General features: G+C 62.5%; 17 protein-coding genes, 4 tRNA genes and 1 pseudogene. 5 read left to right on the top strand and 17 right to left on the bottom strand.

All coding sequences use genetic code 11. From position 1 onward, the window contains the following. Positions 1 to 7: 7 nt before the first annotated feature. The 4 genes from C7W88_RS13150 (at position 8) to C7W88_RS13135 (ending at position 1,811) form a co-directional block, all read left to right on the top strand. Positions 8 to 361 carry a cell division protein ZapA gene (locus C7W88_RS13150; RefSeq protein WP_118073878.1) on the top strand — a complete coding sequence of 118 codons (354 nt, stop codon included), beginning with the start codon at positions 8 to 10 and terminating at the stop codon, positions 359 to 361. Positions 362 to 563: 202 nt separating this feature from the next. Further along, complete coding sequence (locus C7W88_RS13145) at positions 564 to 1,145, top strand: 5-formyltetrahydrofolate cyclo-ligase (protein WP_118073877.1); 582 nt, start codon at positions 564 to 566, stop codon at positions 1,143 to 1,145. Between the two features lie 2 nt (positions 1,146 to 1,147). Next, positions 1,148 to 1,366, top strand: coding sequence for a DUF2842 domain-containing protein (locus C7W88_RS13140; protein ID WP_118073876.1), 219 nt, complete (start codon positions 1,148 to 1,150; stop codon positions 1,364 to 1,366). Between the two features lie 67 nt (positions 1,367 to 1,433). Continuing rightward, a complete protein-coding gene (locus C7W88_RS13135) occupies positions 1,434 to 1,811 on the top strand; it encodes a limonene-1,2-epoxide hydrolase family protein (protein WP_118073875.1) in 378 nt (125 codons plus the stop codon). Positions 1,812 to 1,866: 55 nt separating this feature from the next. On the opposite strand, the gene C7W88_RS13130 is transcribed toward C7W88_RS13135, so the two are convergent. The 9 genes and pseudogenes from C7W88_RS13130 to thyA all read right to left on the bottom strand — a co-directional run bounded on the left by C7W88_RS13130 (position 1,867) and on the right by thyA (position 9,009). Next, a tRNA-Asp gene (locus tag C7W88_RS13130) sits at positions 1,867 to 1,943 on the bottom strand. Positions 1,944 to 1,985: 42 nt separating this feature from the next. Next, positions 1,986 to 2,062, bottom strand: a tRNA-Asp gene (locus C7W88_RS13125). A gap of 138 nt (positions 2,063 to 2,200) precedes the next feature. Beyond that, a tRNA-Asp gene (locus tag C7W88_RS13120) sits at positions 2,201 to 2,277 on the bottom strand. A gap of 104 nt (positions 2,278 to 2,381) precedes the next feature. Continuing rightward, positions 2,382 to 2,954 carry a YdeI/OmpD-associated family protein gene (locus C7W88_RS13115; protein WP_118074768.1) on the bottom strand — a complete coding sequence of 191 codons (573 nt, stop codon included), beginning with the start codon at positions 2,952 to 2,954 and terminating at the stop codon, positions 2,382 to 2,384. A gap of 29 nt (positions 2,955 to 2,983) precedes the next feature. Next, a pseudogene (locus tag C7W88_RS13110) lies at positions 2,984 to 4,305 on the bottom strand (dihydrolipoamide acetyltransferase family protein). A gap of 5 nt (positions 4,306 to 4,310) precedes the next feature. Further along, positions 4,311 to 5,366 (bottom strand): alpha-ketoacid dehydrogenase subunit beta, encoded by a 1,056-nt coding sequence (locus C7W88_RS13105; protein WP_118073874.1) that lies wholly within the window; start codon positions 5,364 to 5,366, stop codon positions 4,311 to 4,313. After that, a complete protein-coding gene (locus C7W88_RS13100; RefSeq protein WP_118073873.1) occupies positions 5,363 to 6,658 on the bottom strand; it encodes a 3-methyl-2-oxobutanoate dehydrogenase (2-methylpropanoyl-transferring) subunit alpha in 1,296 nt (431 codons plus the stop codon). The genes C7W88_RS13105 and C7W88_RS13100 overlap by 4 nt, the downstream gene beginning before the upstream one ends. Before the next feature lie 238 nt (positions 6,659 to 6,896). After that, entirely contained in the window at positions 6,897 to 7,919 is a 1,023-nt protein-coding gene (locus tag C7W88_RS13095) for a VOC family protein (RefSeq protein WP_118073872.1), read from the bottom strand. A gap of 145 nt (positions 7,920 to 8,064) precedes the next feature. After that, positions 8,065 to 9,009, bottom strand: coding sequence for a thymidylate synthase (thyA, locus tag C7W88_RS13090; RefSeq protein ID WP_118073871.1), 945 nt, complete (start codon positions 9,007 to 9,009; stop codon positions 8,065 to 8,067). Positions 9,010 to 9,161: 152 nt separating this feature from the next. On the opposite strand from thyA, the gene C7W88_RS13085 reads away from it, so the two are divergent. Next, positions 9,162 to 9,238: transfer RNA gene (locus C7W88_RS13085), tRNA-Pro, on the top strand. A gap of 26 nt (positions 9,239 to 9,264) precedes the next feature. On the opposite strand, the gene C7W88_RS13080 is transcribed toward C7W88_RS13085, so the two are convergent. The 8 genes from C7W88_RS13080 to C7W88_RS13045 all read right to left on the bottom strand — a co-directional run bounded on the left by C7W88_RS13080 (position 9,265) and on the right by C7W88_RS13045 (position 13,973). Then, complete coding sequence (locus C7W88_RS13080; protein WP_240344651.1) at positions 9,265 to 10,320, bottom strand: hypothetical protein; 1,056 nt, start codon at positions 10,318 to 10,320, stop codon at positions 9,265 to 9,267. Between the two features lie 388 nt (positions 10,321 to 10,708). After that, complete coding sequence (locus C7W88_RS13070; RefSeq protein ID WP_118073869.1) at positions 10,709 to 11,347, bottom strand: HNH endonuclease signature motif containing protein; 639 nt, start codon at positions 11,345 to 11,347, stop codon at positions 10,709 to 10,711. 136 nt (positions 11,348 to 11,483) lie between these two features. After that, entirely contained in the window at positions 11,484 to 11,726 is a 243-nt protein-coding gene (locus C7W88_RS13065) for a hypothetical protein (protein ID WP_118073868.1), read from the bottom strand. Then, on the bottom strand, positions 11,723 to 11,959 hold the full coding sequence (locus C7W88_RS13060; protein ID WP_118073867.1) for a hypothetical protein: 237 nt from the start codon (positions 11,957 to 11,959) through the stop codon (positions 11,723 to 11,725). The genes C7W88_RS13065 and C7W88_RS13060 overlap by 4 nt, the downstream gene beginning before the upstream one ends. Positions 11,960 to 12,074: 115 nt before the next feature. After that, positions 12,075 to 12,227: a hypothetical protein gene (locus C7W88_RS22740; protein WP_162896050.1), complete on the bottom strand. Its 153-nt coding sequence runs from the start codon at positions 12,225 to 12,227 to the stop codon at positions 12,075 to 12,077. 118 nt (positions 12,228 to 12,345) lie between these two features. Beyond that, positions 12,346 to 13,263, bottom strand: coding sequence for a DUF2303 family protein (locus C7W88_RS13055; protein WP_118073866.1), 918 nt, complete (start codon positions 13,261 to 13,263; stop codon positions 12,346 to 12,348). Positions 13,264 to 13,274: 11 nt separating this feature from the next. After that, positions 13,275 to 13,613 carry a hypothetical protein gene (locus tag C7W88_RS13050; RefSeq protein ID WP_118073865.1) on the bottom strand — a complete coding sequence of 113 codons (339 nt, stop codon included), beginning with the start codon at positions 13,611 to 13,613 and terminating at the stop codon, positions 13,275 to 13,277. 150 nt (positions 13,614 to 13,763) lie between these two features. Next, entirely contained in the window at positions 13,764 to 13,973 is a 210-nt protein-coding gene (locus C7W88_RS13045) for a hypothetical protein (protein ID WP_118073864.1), read from the bottom strand. Position 13,974: the final 1 nt, after the last annotated feature.

Here is a 13,974-nt window from a genome sequence, read left to right as displayed (position 1 = left end):
CCTTGGCATGAGCAACGTCAGCCTTCCGATCGGCGGCCGCAACTTTGCCGTCTCCTGCGCCGATGGCGAGGAAGCGCACATCGAGATGCTCGGCCGCATGGTCGACGAGCGCGCCCGCAAGATCGGCGGCCAGCAAAGCGAGACGCGGATGCTGCTGTTCGCGGCATTGATGATGGCAGACGAGTTGCACGAAGCGCACAAGGTTGCCCCTGCCCCTGATGCAGCACCGGCAATCGCGCCCGCTCCTGCGCAGATCGATAGCGCCGAAATTGACCCTGCCTTGGTCGATCGGGTCAACGCACTGGCAGAACGCATCGAAAAACTCGCTGCCGCCCTTGAGCAAGGGCCGGTCAGCGCCTAACTAGGGCGTGACGGGATCTGCCCGGCACGAGCCGCATGAACATCCCTGAGGCTATAAGCAATCCAAGGGGGCTGCCCCTGCCTGGGACCCTGGTCCCGGGTAAGCGGTCCCCACCTGACGTCGAGGCGTCAGAGGATTTTCCGAGCAACCGACCCATGGTGGGCCCGTCACCCCCTTCACTTTCCTGATTCCGGAGCACCTCGTGGAAGCCAAGAATGCGCTGCGCACCGAATTGAGAGCGCGGCGCAATGCTCACGTCGCAGCGCTTGATCCCCGCGTGAAGGCCCTGATGTTCCGCCGCCCGCCCTCGCCGGTTCTGGCGATGATTCCCGAAGGTGCGACCGTCGGGCTCTATCTCGCCGGCCCGGCAGAGGCTCCGGCTACCGCCTATGCACAGGTCCTGCATGAGGCAGGGCACAAGATAGCACTGCCATGGTTTGCCGACCGCTCATCGCCGATGGTATTTCGCGAATGGGCATCACCGTGGGTGGATGAACTGCTCAAGCCCGGCCCTTGGAAGGGCATCGTGCAGCCGGCACCAGAGGTCGCCGAGGTCGTGCCTGAGGTGCTGTTCGTTCCCCTCGTCGGTTTCAGCGCCGATGGTGCGCGTCTCGGCCAGGGAGGCGGTCATTACGACCGCTGGCTCGAGGCGCATCCGTCTACCCTGCCGATCGGCCTGGCCTGGGATTGCCAGCTTGTCGAGCACCTGCCCCGTGAGGCGCATGACGCCCCGCTGCATGCCGTGGTAACCCCGACACGAATCTACGGTCCCTGGGAGCGCTGAGGGTGAAGGAAGATTACAAGCCGACCTGGCGCAAACCGATTGGCATTCTCGGTCTGGTCGTGGGGCTGGTCATCTATGCGCTAGGCGTCGCGGCATTGTCCGGCATCATCGGGCAATGGCATATCCTGCTGCAGACCCTTGCCTATGTCGTGCTCGGAACGATCTGGCTCCTCCCGCTGCGACGCTTCCTGATCTGGATGGAAACCGGCCGCTGGGGCTGAGCGCTAACCGTATTGGACAGCCCCGTCTAATCGCTTACCCTTTTGCCCAAAGCAAAGGGAGAGTGCGATGCCTGGTCCAATTGAAACCGTCGAAACCTTCTGCGCGATGTGGGAGCAGCCCGGCGGATTTGCCGCCTCGATCCGCGAGTACTTCACCGAGCAGACCGATTACGAGAACGTCGGCATGACCCATACCATCGGCATCGAGCAGGGCCTTGCACTGGTCGCGGGGTTCGAGAACGACATGGGGATTGCACGCATCAAGGTCGACATGCTGGCGATTGCCGCCAATGGTGACACGGTCCTGACGGAACGGGTGGATCACATGATCAACGCCGCTGGCGAGACTTTCGTGTCATTGCGGCTGATGGGCATCTTCGAACTGAAGGATGGCAAGATCGCAAAGTGGCGGGATTACTTCGACACCGCACCGTTCAAAGGATGACGTTGCCCTGAACGCGAAAGGGCGCCCTGTGGCGCCCTTTGCATTGCATCTGACGTGGCGCGAGTGACGGGGCTCGAACCCGCGACCTCCGGCGTGACAGGCCGGCACTCTAACCAACTGAGCTACACCCGCGTAACGTCAAAAGGTGTGCCGCGAAGACACTTTCCCAAGTGGTGGCGCGAGTGACGGGGCTCGAACCCGCGACCTCCGGCGTGACAGGCCGGCACTCTAACCAACTGAGCTACACCCGCGTACCTCTTGGAAGCCGCGCCTCTATGGCAGGCGGTCTGGGCTGTCAACGGGCTTGGAAGCGGGAATTTTTCCACAACGGAGCGCAGCATTGCGCGCAAAGAAAAAGGCGCCCGGAAGCGCCTTTTTCGTCATCCCAATGGCGCGAGTGACGGGGCTCGAACCCGCGACCTCCGGCGTGACAGGCCGGCACTCTAACCAACTGAGCTACACCCGCTCGCCGTTGGGAGCGCCGCCTCTATGGCAGGTTTTGCAGGCTGTCAACGCTCAACCGCGCGCATTCAAGCCCGATCACCATTTTCTTGGGCCATGCCCGAGCCCTCAGCAATTCTGGTACTTCCAGCTGCGGCTCTTGCCTTCGCCGATCCACTCCACCGCCTGTGCGGTGCGTTTGTCCCGTGTGGGCTGCGTCTTTGCCTCGACGATCCATTCGATGTACTCCCGGCGCTTGCACGGAGGCATCGCTGCGAAGCGCTCGGAATGCCCTGCGGCTTCCAGAGCAGCGCTGAAGGGCTCGGGCAATTCGGGCACTGGCTTCCGGGAAGCGAGCGGCACTTTCGCCTTCGGGGCAGCAAGCCGCGCGATGGCCGAGCGCAACCTTTCGACGATGACGGCCTCGTCCGGAAACTCGTCGAGCGAGGCGATCTTGCGAAACGGCCCGGTCCCGCCTGCTTGCTCGTCATTATGGAAGAAGATCGAGACATGCGCCTTGAACGCCGCCATGCCGGCCAGATTCTTACCGCCCACCGTAAAGTGCGGCATGCCCCACTTGATCGCTTCGACGCAGGCGGGCACTTCGCGATGGACGAGCGCCCGGAAGCGATCGAGGATCGGACGGGCAAACTCGCCAGCGTTCGCGATATGCTGATCGATGCGCGGATCGGTAGTCGGCATGGGCACCTCCGATCCGCACATCTATCACATCAGTCGGCCAGCAGCAGCACCGGCGTTTCGATCAGCTTCTTGATCGCCTGAACAAAGCTGGCGGCATCGTGGCCGTCGACCACGCGATGGTCGCAGCTGATCGAGATATTCATCAGCTTGCGCTTCTCGATCCGCTCACCACCCATGCCGTCAGGCACGAACATGGGACGCTCGACGATCCGGTTCGGGCCGATAATCGCCACTTCCGGACGGTTGATCACCGGGGTCGTCGCCACGCCGCCCAGGGGCCGAGCGAAGTGACGGTGAGCGTCGACCCCGAAAGCTCTTCCGACTTCGCGCTGCCGCTGCGCGCGGCTTCGGCAAGACGGCCGATCTCGCGCGCCAACTGCCACAGATTGAGGCTCTGCGCGTTGCGGATTACCGGCACCATCAGCCCGGCAGGCGTCTGCGCCGCCATGCCGAGATGGACCGCGCCATAGCGGGTCACCACCCCTGCTTCGTCATCATACCGGGCATTGATCATCGGGAACTGCGGCAGGGTGCGGCAGATCGCGGTGATCAGCAGCGGCAGCATCGTCAGCTTGGGCTTGTCGCCACGGCTGCTGTTGAGCTGCTCGCGAATCACTTCCAGCGCAGTCACATCGCATTCCTCGACATAGGAAAAGTGCGGGATGTGGCGCTTTGAAGCCGCCATGTTCTCGGCAATGCGGCGGCGCATGCCGATAACCTTGATCACCTCGTCGCCGCGTTCTGCACCCGCCGAGCGGTAACCGCCAGTGGCGTTGTAGGCGAGGAACTGGTCAAGGTCGGCATGACGCACGCGGCCCTCCTCGGAAGGGCGCACTTCCGACAGGTCGATGCCGAGGTCCCGCGCACGCTGACGCACGGCCGGGCTGGCGAGGACCTTGGCGTCAAAGCCGCGCCGGACCGGCTCTGCCGCTTGTGCTGGAGCAGGCTTGGTGGCTACCGGCGGTGGCGGAGGAGGAGGTGCAGCAGCCTCTACCCGCGCCACGTCCGCCTCGTCGGGTGTCTCGACCTCGATCCGCTCCTCAACAACCTCTGCCGTCGGAGCAGGCGCCTCAACTGGCGCCGCAGCAGGCGCGCGCGCCTCCCCTTCGCCGTCGGTTTCGATCACGACCAGCGCCGACCCGATCGCCACGACATCGCCGACTTCGCCAGCGATCGAAACGACCTTGCCCGCAACCGGGCTTTCCATCTCGACAGTGGCCTTGTCGGTCATCATGTCGGCCAGACGCCCGTCTTCCTCGACCATGTCGCCCACGGCGACGTGCCAGGCGACGATTTCAGCCTCGGCGATGCCTTCACCGATGTCGGGCAGGCGGAATGTATAGGTTCCCATGGTGCTCAGGCTTTCGTCAGGCGGTCGATGGCCTCGCCGATGCGGACCGGGCCGGGAAAGTAGGCCCATTCGAGGCTGTGGGGATAGGGGGTGTCAAAGCCGGTCACGCGTTCGATCGGGGCTTCGAGGTGGTAGAAGCAACGCTCCTGCACCAGCGCCGAAAGCTCGGCACCAAAGCCGGAAGTGCGCGTCGCTTCGTGGACGATCAGGCATTTGCCGGTCTTTTCCACCGACTTTTCCACCGTCTCGATGTCGAGCGGGACCAGCGTGCGCAAGTCGATGATCTCCGCATCCACGCCCTTCTCGGCGCAGACAGCGGCTGCGACGTGGACCATCGTTCCATAGGCCAGCACGGTGAAGGCATTGCCGGGGCGGACGATGCGCGCCTTGCCCAACGGAATCGAATAGTACCCTTCCGGCACCGCGCTGTCGGCATGCTTCGACCACGGCTCCACCGGCTTGTCGTAGTAGCCGTTGAAGGGGCCGTTGTAGATGCGCTTTGGTTCGAAGAAGATGACGGGATCGTTGTCTTCGATGGCCGAGATCAGCAGGCCCTTGGCGTCATGCGGGTTGCTCGGCACGACCGTTTTCAGACCGGCAACGTGCGTGAACAGAGCCTCGGGGCTCTGGCTATGCGTCTGTCCGCCAAAGATGCCGCCACCAAATGGCGAGCGCACCGTCATCGGCGCGATGAATTCTCCCGCCGATCGATAGCGCAGGCGTGCCGCCTCTGACACGAGCTGGTCGAGCCCCGGATAGATGTAATCGGCAAACTGGATCTCGGGCACAGGCCGCAGGCCATAGGCACCCATGCCGACAGCCACGCCAATGATCCCGCATTCGCTGATCGGCGTATCGAACACGCGGGTCTTGCCATGCTTCTTCTGCAGGCCCGCCGTGGCGCGGAACACGCCGCCAAAGTAGCCCACGTCCTCGCCCATCACGACAACATTGGGATCGCGCTCCATCATGATGTCGAGCGCATCGTTGATGGCCTCGATCATGTTGAGGCGGCGGGTCGGAGCCTCGGCGAGGCTGACCGGTGATTCTTCGTGGGTCATGGCTGCTTCCCCTCTTCCGACCACTCTGGCCACTTGACCCGACGCTCGTGGATTGCCTGCTCGCTCTGTTCCCGAAGGTGCCAGGGCAGGTCTTCGAACACGTCCTCGAACATGGTGTGGAACGGGTGATGCAGGCCGTGGCCGAGGATGCCGTTCTTTTCGGCTTCCTTGGTCGCCGACTTGACCGTCTCCATCAGTTCGCGGTCCATCTCGGCGTGCTGGTCTTCTGACCATTCGCCAAGCGCGATCAGGTGCTGCTTGAGCCGGTTGATCGGATCACCGAGCGGCCATTCCTCACGCTCGTGCGCCGAACGGTACTGGCCCGGATCGTCCGAGGTCGAATGCCCCTCGGCGCGATAGGTGAAGTGCTCGATCAATGTTGGTCCAGCGTTGGAACGAGCGCGATCCGCTGCCCACTTGGTTGCCGCATAGACGGCCAGCGGATCGTTGCCGTCCACCCGCAGGCCGGCCATGCCGTAACCAATGGCGCGGGCGGCAAACGTGGTTCGCTCGGCCCCGGCAAAGCCCGAAAAGCTCGAGATCGCCCACTGGTTGTTGACGACGTTGAAGATGACCGGTGCGTTATAGACGGTCGCAAAGGTCATCGCCGAATGGAAGTCGCCCTCGGCCGTCGATCCTTCGCCGATCCAGGTCGCGGCAATCCGGGTGTCCCCCTTGATCGCGCTGGCCATCGCCCAGCCCACCGCCTGCGGATACTGCGTGGCAAGGTTGCCGCTGATCGTGAAGAACGATGCTTCGCGCGCCGAATACATGATCGGCAGCTGACGGCCCTTCAGCTTGTCCGCCCGGTTAGAGTAGATCTGGTTGATCATCTCGACGATCGGGTATCCGCGCGAAATCAGGATGCCCTGCTGGCGGTAGCTCGGGAACACCATGTCGTCCGCGGCCAGTGCCATAGCCGGGGCAACCGAAGTTGCCTCTTCCCCGGTACACTTCATGTAGAAGCTGGTCTTGCCCTGCCGTTGCCCGCGATACATGCGGTCGTCAAACGCGCGGGTCAGCGCCATGGTGCGAAGCATCCGCCGCAGGGTTTCGGCATCGAGCTTCGGATCCCACGGCCCGACCGCGCGATGGTCCTCGCCCAGCACGCGAACCAGGTCGAAGCACAGGCCCTGCGTTTCCGCGGCAGGGCACTGCTCGTCAGGGCGCGGCTGCACACCAGCAGGCGGGATCTCGAGGTGCGAATAATCGACCGCATCACCCGGCCGAAACTTCGGTTCCGGCACATGCAGCGCCAACCGCGGCATGTTGCCGCGCACGCTTCCGCTCATGCTGCAAACACCTGCATCTGAACTCTCCCACATCGAATCACGCTTTCCATATGGAAAAGCATGACTGACGCAAAGTTATATACGATTGTTATTTTATTTCACAGAGCTTTTCTCGCTCCCTTGTCCTGGCCCGACGATCATCTCCAGACCCAAGGGTCAGGCTAACGTTTGCTCCAGATAGCACAAGGCGCTGGAACCAAAGCGGTTCCAGCGCCCTGCCTTGCAGCGTTCTGCGACCTTACTCGGCAGCCTCGGCCAGTTGCCGAGGTTCAGCCGGGTGGTAGTGCAACTCGTCCGGGCCGGCGTACCGAACATCCCAGTTGGGCTCGCCTTTCATGAAGTCCGGCAGGTTGGTCATGTAGATCGCCGTTCCGAACGCACCGTCCCAGATGCGCGGCTTCCAGCTGTCATCTACACAATCGCAATCTGCACCGTATTCCGCCTCGCCACCTGCCGGACACGGCACGTACAGGAACGCAGCCGACGTCAGCCGGTGCCGTCCGAAACCCCAGTTCCAGTCACCATAGGCATAGCCGCGCCGGTCAAGATAGTTCTTGGCTACCATCAGTTCGTCGATGTCCTCGACTTCCCAGTTGGCGTGGTGGAACTTCAGCGTCCCGTTGAAGCCCGGCATCGGCGCATGCGCGTCGGCCAGAAACACGTTGTGATGTTCGTAGCAGCCGTCCGCCCGCATGTAGACGCCGAAACCCTTCTGGATGTCGGTGATGCGGAAGCCAAGGACGTCACGATAAAAGGCGACCGCCTCCTGCACGTCCGGAAAAGTCCAGACGCAATGGTGCGTGCGCTTTGGCACGGCCCGATCGATCCATTTGCGTGGCTGGTTGAGGCGGGCAATCCGGCCGACCGTGTTCTGCGGGGTCGGCGCGCCAAACACGGCGCGCGGTTGCCACACTTGCAGCCCGATCGCCTGCCCGAATGGCGTAACGAAGTGAACCACGCCCTCAGGATCAGTGGTCAGTTCCACGAGGCCGTTCAAGCGCGCCTTCAAGCGTTCCAGCCCCTCCGCGTTGTCGACCGCCCAGACGCATTCATGGACGCCTCTGGTCGTTTGCGCCGTCCCCTTGGGCAGTTCAGGGTGGCCACGTTTCAGGAACAACGACTGTGAGCCATCGGCCGCTTCGAAAAGCGCCGAGGCATCGTTATGCTCGATCAAAGTCAGCCCGAAGTCGCGGAAGAAGCGAACACAAGGTTCGACCTCTTCTACCATCCATGTCAGCCGCCTGATGCCAATGATCGCCACGTCAATTCTCCTCCCTTGCTGGCAGGGGAATGGCGGCGTTCTCACCAAAGGATATTGCGCCAGATCAAATCTGGTTCATGAATTGTTTAAAGGCGATGCATCAATCCCATAAATGGACACTGGCAAAGCTTCGCCCGGTGCCACTTCAGACCGCAACCTCGGCCTTGATAACGCCCTGCGGGGCATAACCGGTCACTTCAAAATCCTCGATCCGGTAATCGAAGATGGAGTCCGGTCGGCGCAGGATGGCAAGTCGGGGCTCACCCTCCGGCGTGCGGCCCAGCTGGGTTTCAACCAACTCGGCGTGGTTGAGATAGAGATGCGTGTCGCCCCCCATCCACACCAGTTCACCAGGCTCCAGATCGCACTGCTGCGCCAGCAGACGGATGAACAGCGCCGCGCCCCACAAGTTGAATGGCAATCCGAGCGCAACGTCACAGCTGCGTTGATAGAGCAGTCCGTTCAAGCGATTGCCGCTGACATGGAACTGGTAGGTCTTGTGGCAGGGCGGCAGCGCCATCGCGTCAAGCTCGGCCACGTTCCAGCCTTCAACAATATGGCGGCGGCTGCCGGGATTGGTCCTCAGCGAGCGGACCACGTCGGCTACCTGGTTCACGCCCTGATCGCGCTGGCGAAACAGGCCTTCGCCTGCCGGCTCGTAGACCGGCCAGTCCACCCACTGCTTGCCGTAGACCGGACCAAGATCACCCCATTCCCGGGCAAACGCCTCGTCAGCGACAATACGCGCGGAAAAATCGGCGCGGGAAATGTCGTCGCCGGACGCCTTGCGATATTTCTCCAGCGGCCAGTCGGTCCAGATCTCGACACCCTGCGCGCATAGCTTGCGGATGTTGGTATCGCCCGTCAGGAACCAAAGGAACTCGCGGGTCGCCGTTTTCCAGTAGACACGCTTGGTCGTCAGCAAGGGCATGCGCCCGTCGGCAAGGTCGAAGCGCAATTGCGCGCCGAAGACGGAACGGGTGCCAACGCCGGTACGATCGACCCGCTCGTCGCCGCACTCCCAGATCTCGCGCATGAGATCGAGATACTGCTGTTCGAAATGGCGGGCGGAATCGGCGCGTTCAGGCATGGCTTCGCTTCTAGCTGCGCACGCGGGCGTGAGCAAAATCGCCGCCGAAATTTCCCGGCGAAAAAACTTGGCGTTACCCGCTTGCCAGCCTTGGAACTGCCTCGTATAGGGCGCCCCTGCCTCGCAGCCGGGTCACCGGTTGGCGGATCGGTCGGGGAATAGCTCAGCCTGGTAGAGCACTGTCTTCGGGAGGCAGGGGCCGGAGGTTCGAATCCTCTTTCCCCGACCATTTTCTTCAATATTAGCAAGCATTTATCACCCCCTTTGGGGAACCGCGCGAATATTGCCCGGTGCAGTTCCGGTGTGAAGCGGAGAAAACGCCCCCGGTGTGAGGGCCTCGATTTCGCTGATCAGGTCGGTCGTTGCGGCCAGAGCGACGCCGAGATTGGCGGGATCGAACAGGGCGTAGAGGTCGGACGTGCTGATCTTGGCGTGGCCGAGCATGATCTCGCCCTGGCGCCAACGCTCCTCGCCGATCTTGCGGCGACAGATCTGGGCGACACTGCGCCGGATCAACTTCAGACCGGTTTCGCGATCGCGAGGCAAGCCGAGCTCGTCAAGCATCGCCTGGAACGCCTTGCGCACCGAATCGACCGTCACGAAGAAGCCCGAGGTCTCGTCGAGCAGGCGCGCCATGCGCTCCGGCACCGGCACCGACGGCCGATACTTCTTGGTCTGGCGCCGGCCCTTCGGATTGAGTTGCAGCACCCTCGCCTTCGAGATCCACTGATCACGCTCCGGCTTGGTCGAGACGTCATGAGCAGCGTCCGGCCGGCACCATGTTGCGACACTGATCTGCAGGAAACGGAGCAGGTTCTGGCGGTGAAGCTTCTGGCGGTCGCGCATCTTGTCGGACCAGGTCTCCCCGTGGCTGGGCTGCGGGTCGATGCAGTACCGGAACATCGCGGCCAGCTGCTTCACATCAGCACGGAAAGTCGGCGTCCGGCTGACTGTCGCAGGAGGCAGTGCCGTGAATGCCGCCTTGAACGGAGTATCGTGTCTGCCATGGGCGTAGTTGATCGCCGCGGCGAGACTGCGGACGCTGGCTTCTGTTGTCCCCGGCGCGCGCTCCCGCTCCTTGCGGGCATGCTTGCCCTCAATCACCGGCTTCTTGGCTGACCAGGCGCGGAACATGGCAATCAGGGCTTCGTCGACCTGATCACAGGTGACACCAAGACGCCCGGTCTCCTCGAGGAACTCGAAAACATGCGAGAGCCGTGGCTTGATCGCATCGTATGACGTCACATCGCGCTTGGCGACGAGGTAATCCGCGATGGCCTGGGTCACGAGGTGGCCGGCTGCGGCGTCCACAGGTTTTCCACAGGTTGGGCAGACGGCTTGTCCACGCTCCCTCTCAAGATAGAGCCGGTCTAGTGCTTCCTCTGCCTTCCGCACATCGCCCGTGCCCGTGCTGCGGCTTCGGTTGCGTCGGGCAGCGTCGTCGTACCAGACGATCTGGAGGAAGGGGGTTCGGAGGCTACCATCCTTTCGACGGTCCCAATCGAGACGGTATTTCCCGCGGGAATAGAGCGGAGTGTCCTTGTCCGGCATTGTGCCCTCAGTGTCTTGGCGGCTTCTGCAGCGATGATCTCGCCGATGCCGAGTGAGTTCAGGAGATCGAGTTGGTCAGAGTCGAGGCGAAGCCCCTTCCCCTTCGCCGTCTGGTTCAGCCAGTGGCGGGCTAAATCGGTGAGGTCGGTCATCTCAGTTCCCCCACCCTCGCCTTGATCTTCGCCACTGCCAGGATCGCAGGTTTCACTTCAGGATGCGCCTCGTCGTAGGCCAGTCGCTTCTTGTGCCGGCCGCCGTTGAGGTGCGGCAGGGCGGCGCGCGGAATCAGTTCCCAATTGGCGGGATCAGTGTTCAGCCTGTTGCTGTCGATGCACTTCAGGCAGTGGCCTTCGGGGATCGGGCCGTTCTTCTGCTCCCAGAGCCAGACGTGTTTGAGAACATAGCGGCGGCTGTAGCCGGTGTGAGGGTTGGTCTCCGCAACACTGACCTCGACATAGCCGTCGACACTGACGCGCTCGTGACCGAGATACTTGGTGTTGTGCGGCTCCTGCCCTTTCTTGAACTGCGTCTTGCGGCAGTTCGGATGCTCCCGGGCGACTGGGAACGGCTTGCCCTTGTTGTGGGTCTCATGGCCCTGCTCGAAGCGGCCAGTGCGGCCGGTTTTCCAGCCTTTGCGCTTGCGCAGGCTGTGCAAGTTAACCGCGGCGACGTCCTGGCGCGCGAAGGCGGCGACGAATCCGGCATGATATTTCGCGATCGGAAGCAGCCGGTTCTCTTCGAGCCAAGCCATTTCAGCGGCGCTGTAGGAGATGGCGCGGCCTTTCATTTCACTACCCTCGCAATGCAAAGCTCGAGGAAAATCGGACCCCACTGGAACACCAAGGAGCGCCCTTCGACATGGCTATTATTGTCGATGCCACCGCCGCCCCATGGGCCAATGTCGAAGCGGGGGAGCCAGCCTTTCATTCCGCCGTTCTCCCGATCATCGGCGCCAGTGGCTTCGCAAAGCGGTCGCCGGTCCGTTCGAGCACAGTGACGGCCTTTAACTGCAGGTCCGCGTTCCGGATGATCTGGTCGGCCACCTGCACCATGGCTTCGGCACGCTTGGCTTCCATCTCGATCTTGGATTCGTCGATGCCTTCTTCCCCGAGCCGTTCGAGCTGGGCGAAGAGGTGATCGTTGAGATCTGTGAGCTTGTTCTTCACGCCACCACCCCCTCAAACCAAGCCGCAGCCTGGCAAACATCCTCGACCGTGAGCCAATGCGCATAGGCCTGCTCCGGGAACTCGACCTCGACCGCTTCCTCGACGGCGCACTGGAGACCGACGAGATCGACCTCCTGGCGGAAACCGAGATCGGCAAGCAGCGCGTCTGCTGTGACGGCATGGTGCAGTGCCGGGTTGGTGCGTTTGCGGATGATGGGGAGGATGTCAGGCACGATCAGTCCTTGATCTTGCGGCGCATGAAGCGGAGGTCATTGGCGATGCTGTGCAGCGGCCAGCCAATCCAGATCAGCGCTATGATGGTGAGTATGATGACGGCGTCGGGGGTCATCAGAAAGGGATCCCGTCATCGCCCAGATCGAACTGTTCGACGGTCACGCGACGTTCGGTGTATCGAGCGACACATGGCAGGACACAGAACGATTTGCCGGGATTGAGCTTGGCAAGGCGCTCAGCCTCGCGTTCGGCTATTGCGCGGCTCACCTGTTTGACTCTCGGTTCACCACCATTTTCACACCAGACAAGCCAGAACGGAACTTCACTCATCATTCCTACGGAGCGGCTATCCTCGCGGTCGCCGCCCCGCCCCCTTGGTGGAAAGTCAGGATTCGGGATTGCCGACGAAAAGCGGCAAGCTGGTTTCCTTCTTCACCTGCTCGCAGGCCTCGGTGAACGCATGCTCGAACACGAGGTCGGGCCGCCACAAATCGAACCAGAACGAGATCGAGCCTCCGTTCTTGCGATAGCGGAAGCGCGCAAGAATCTGGTCGAACACGGTGGCGCGGGCGAACACCGGAATGCAGATCATGAAGGCGTTGGGCAGCACGAGCTTGTTACCGTTGGCGTCGAGGTGTTCGGACTGGAACACGACCTCGGCTTCACCGCTTGAAAGATTGCGGGCCTCGCGCAGCGTCGATGCTTCGTTCACCTGCAGGCCGCGCGCGATCTCGATCAGCTTCGACGGGCTGGCGAGATTGCCGCCGGTCTTCGCAAGGAAATCCTTCGCCGCGTCCGACTTCGGCTTGTCGGTTGTCACATCGACGATGTGGTCTTCGAGAAACGACGCGAAGTCGCTCATGACCATCGCTTTGCCGTTGGCGCCGCTCCAGGCCTTCCACTCGTCCGAGAGCGGGAAGCTGTAGACTGCTCGGTGCTTCAGGTTCTCGGCATCGCTCGAATAGCCGACCGCGTGATAGTCGTAGATTGCCGTCAGCTTCGGGCCAGCCATGTTGTCGACCGCGAACACGGCGCTGTTCTCGCCCTTGAAGCGGTTCACATGGTCGATGAAGCTGTCGAGGCGGGTATGCGTTGCCGAGCCTTCGCGGCGCGTGGGCCGAATGCGGAACTTGTCGAATTCGCTCGGGCTGATGACATGGATACCATCGCGAAGGATCGCGGGGGCTTGCGTGCCATCGCGTGGGTCGATGATGGTTACGATCTCGCCGCGCAGATGATCGCTGGCAGCTTCGAAGGCTTCGTGCACAATGGCACCGGCGGTGCAGGTTTCGGTTTGGGTCATGGGGTTGGTCCTCAAGCGCCGCGCACAGTGCGGGCATCGACGGTGATTTCACGGATGGTGCCGAAGAGGTTGCCCTGCCCCGGCTTGTTCGGCGTGAAGCGGTTGTCGTCCGTGACCCAACCGATCGTGCGGCTCACCTTCTCGGGCGGCAGCTTGAACTGCAGGTCCGGCGTGAAGAAGTAGACGCCGTCGTGCTCGCGCTCGACTTCGATGGTCAGGGTGATCTTTCCCTTGACCTTCTTCCCGGTGTCGACGCCGCGCTCTTCCATGTCTGCGGAAAAGCCCTGCAGCTTGTCGGCGCAGTTCTGGTTGAATGCGCCGTCGTTGAGCATGGCGATCAGGTCGGTCATCGTGGTGGCAGCGGGATAGCGCCGGCCACCATCGGCGGCGCGCTCCTCGATTACTTCCCCGTCTCGGGGTCAAATGCTTCGGGCTTCATGGTGATTATCTCCGGCGCTGGTGGTCGGACCCGGCCCGCGCCTTAGCCGGGTCCGGATTGGTCAGTTGGCCGTCTCAGCCCGCGCCCGCACTTCCGGCGAGGCGTTGACGTAGCGGAGCATCTGCCCGCGCTCGTTGCGGATCGAGCAGTTCGAGCGGAGGGCGTTGAGGCGCTGTTCGGCGGCGCGCAGATCGCGACGGCTGCGCACGTAAGCCGATAGCGCGGCCATCATCGTCACGAGCGACAGTGCGAAGGCGATGTTCTGTTCCATG

Origin of the sequence: Novosphingobium sp. THN1, assembly GCF_003454795.1 — a bacterium.
Taxonomy (GTDB): Bacteria; Pseudomonadota; Alphaproteobacteria; order Sphingomonadales; family Sphingomonadaceae; genus Novosphingobium.
Note: the sequence above shows the minus strand (reverse complement) of the source record. Positions and strands in the feature narration are given on the sequence as shown.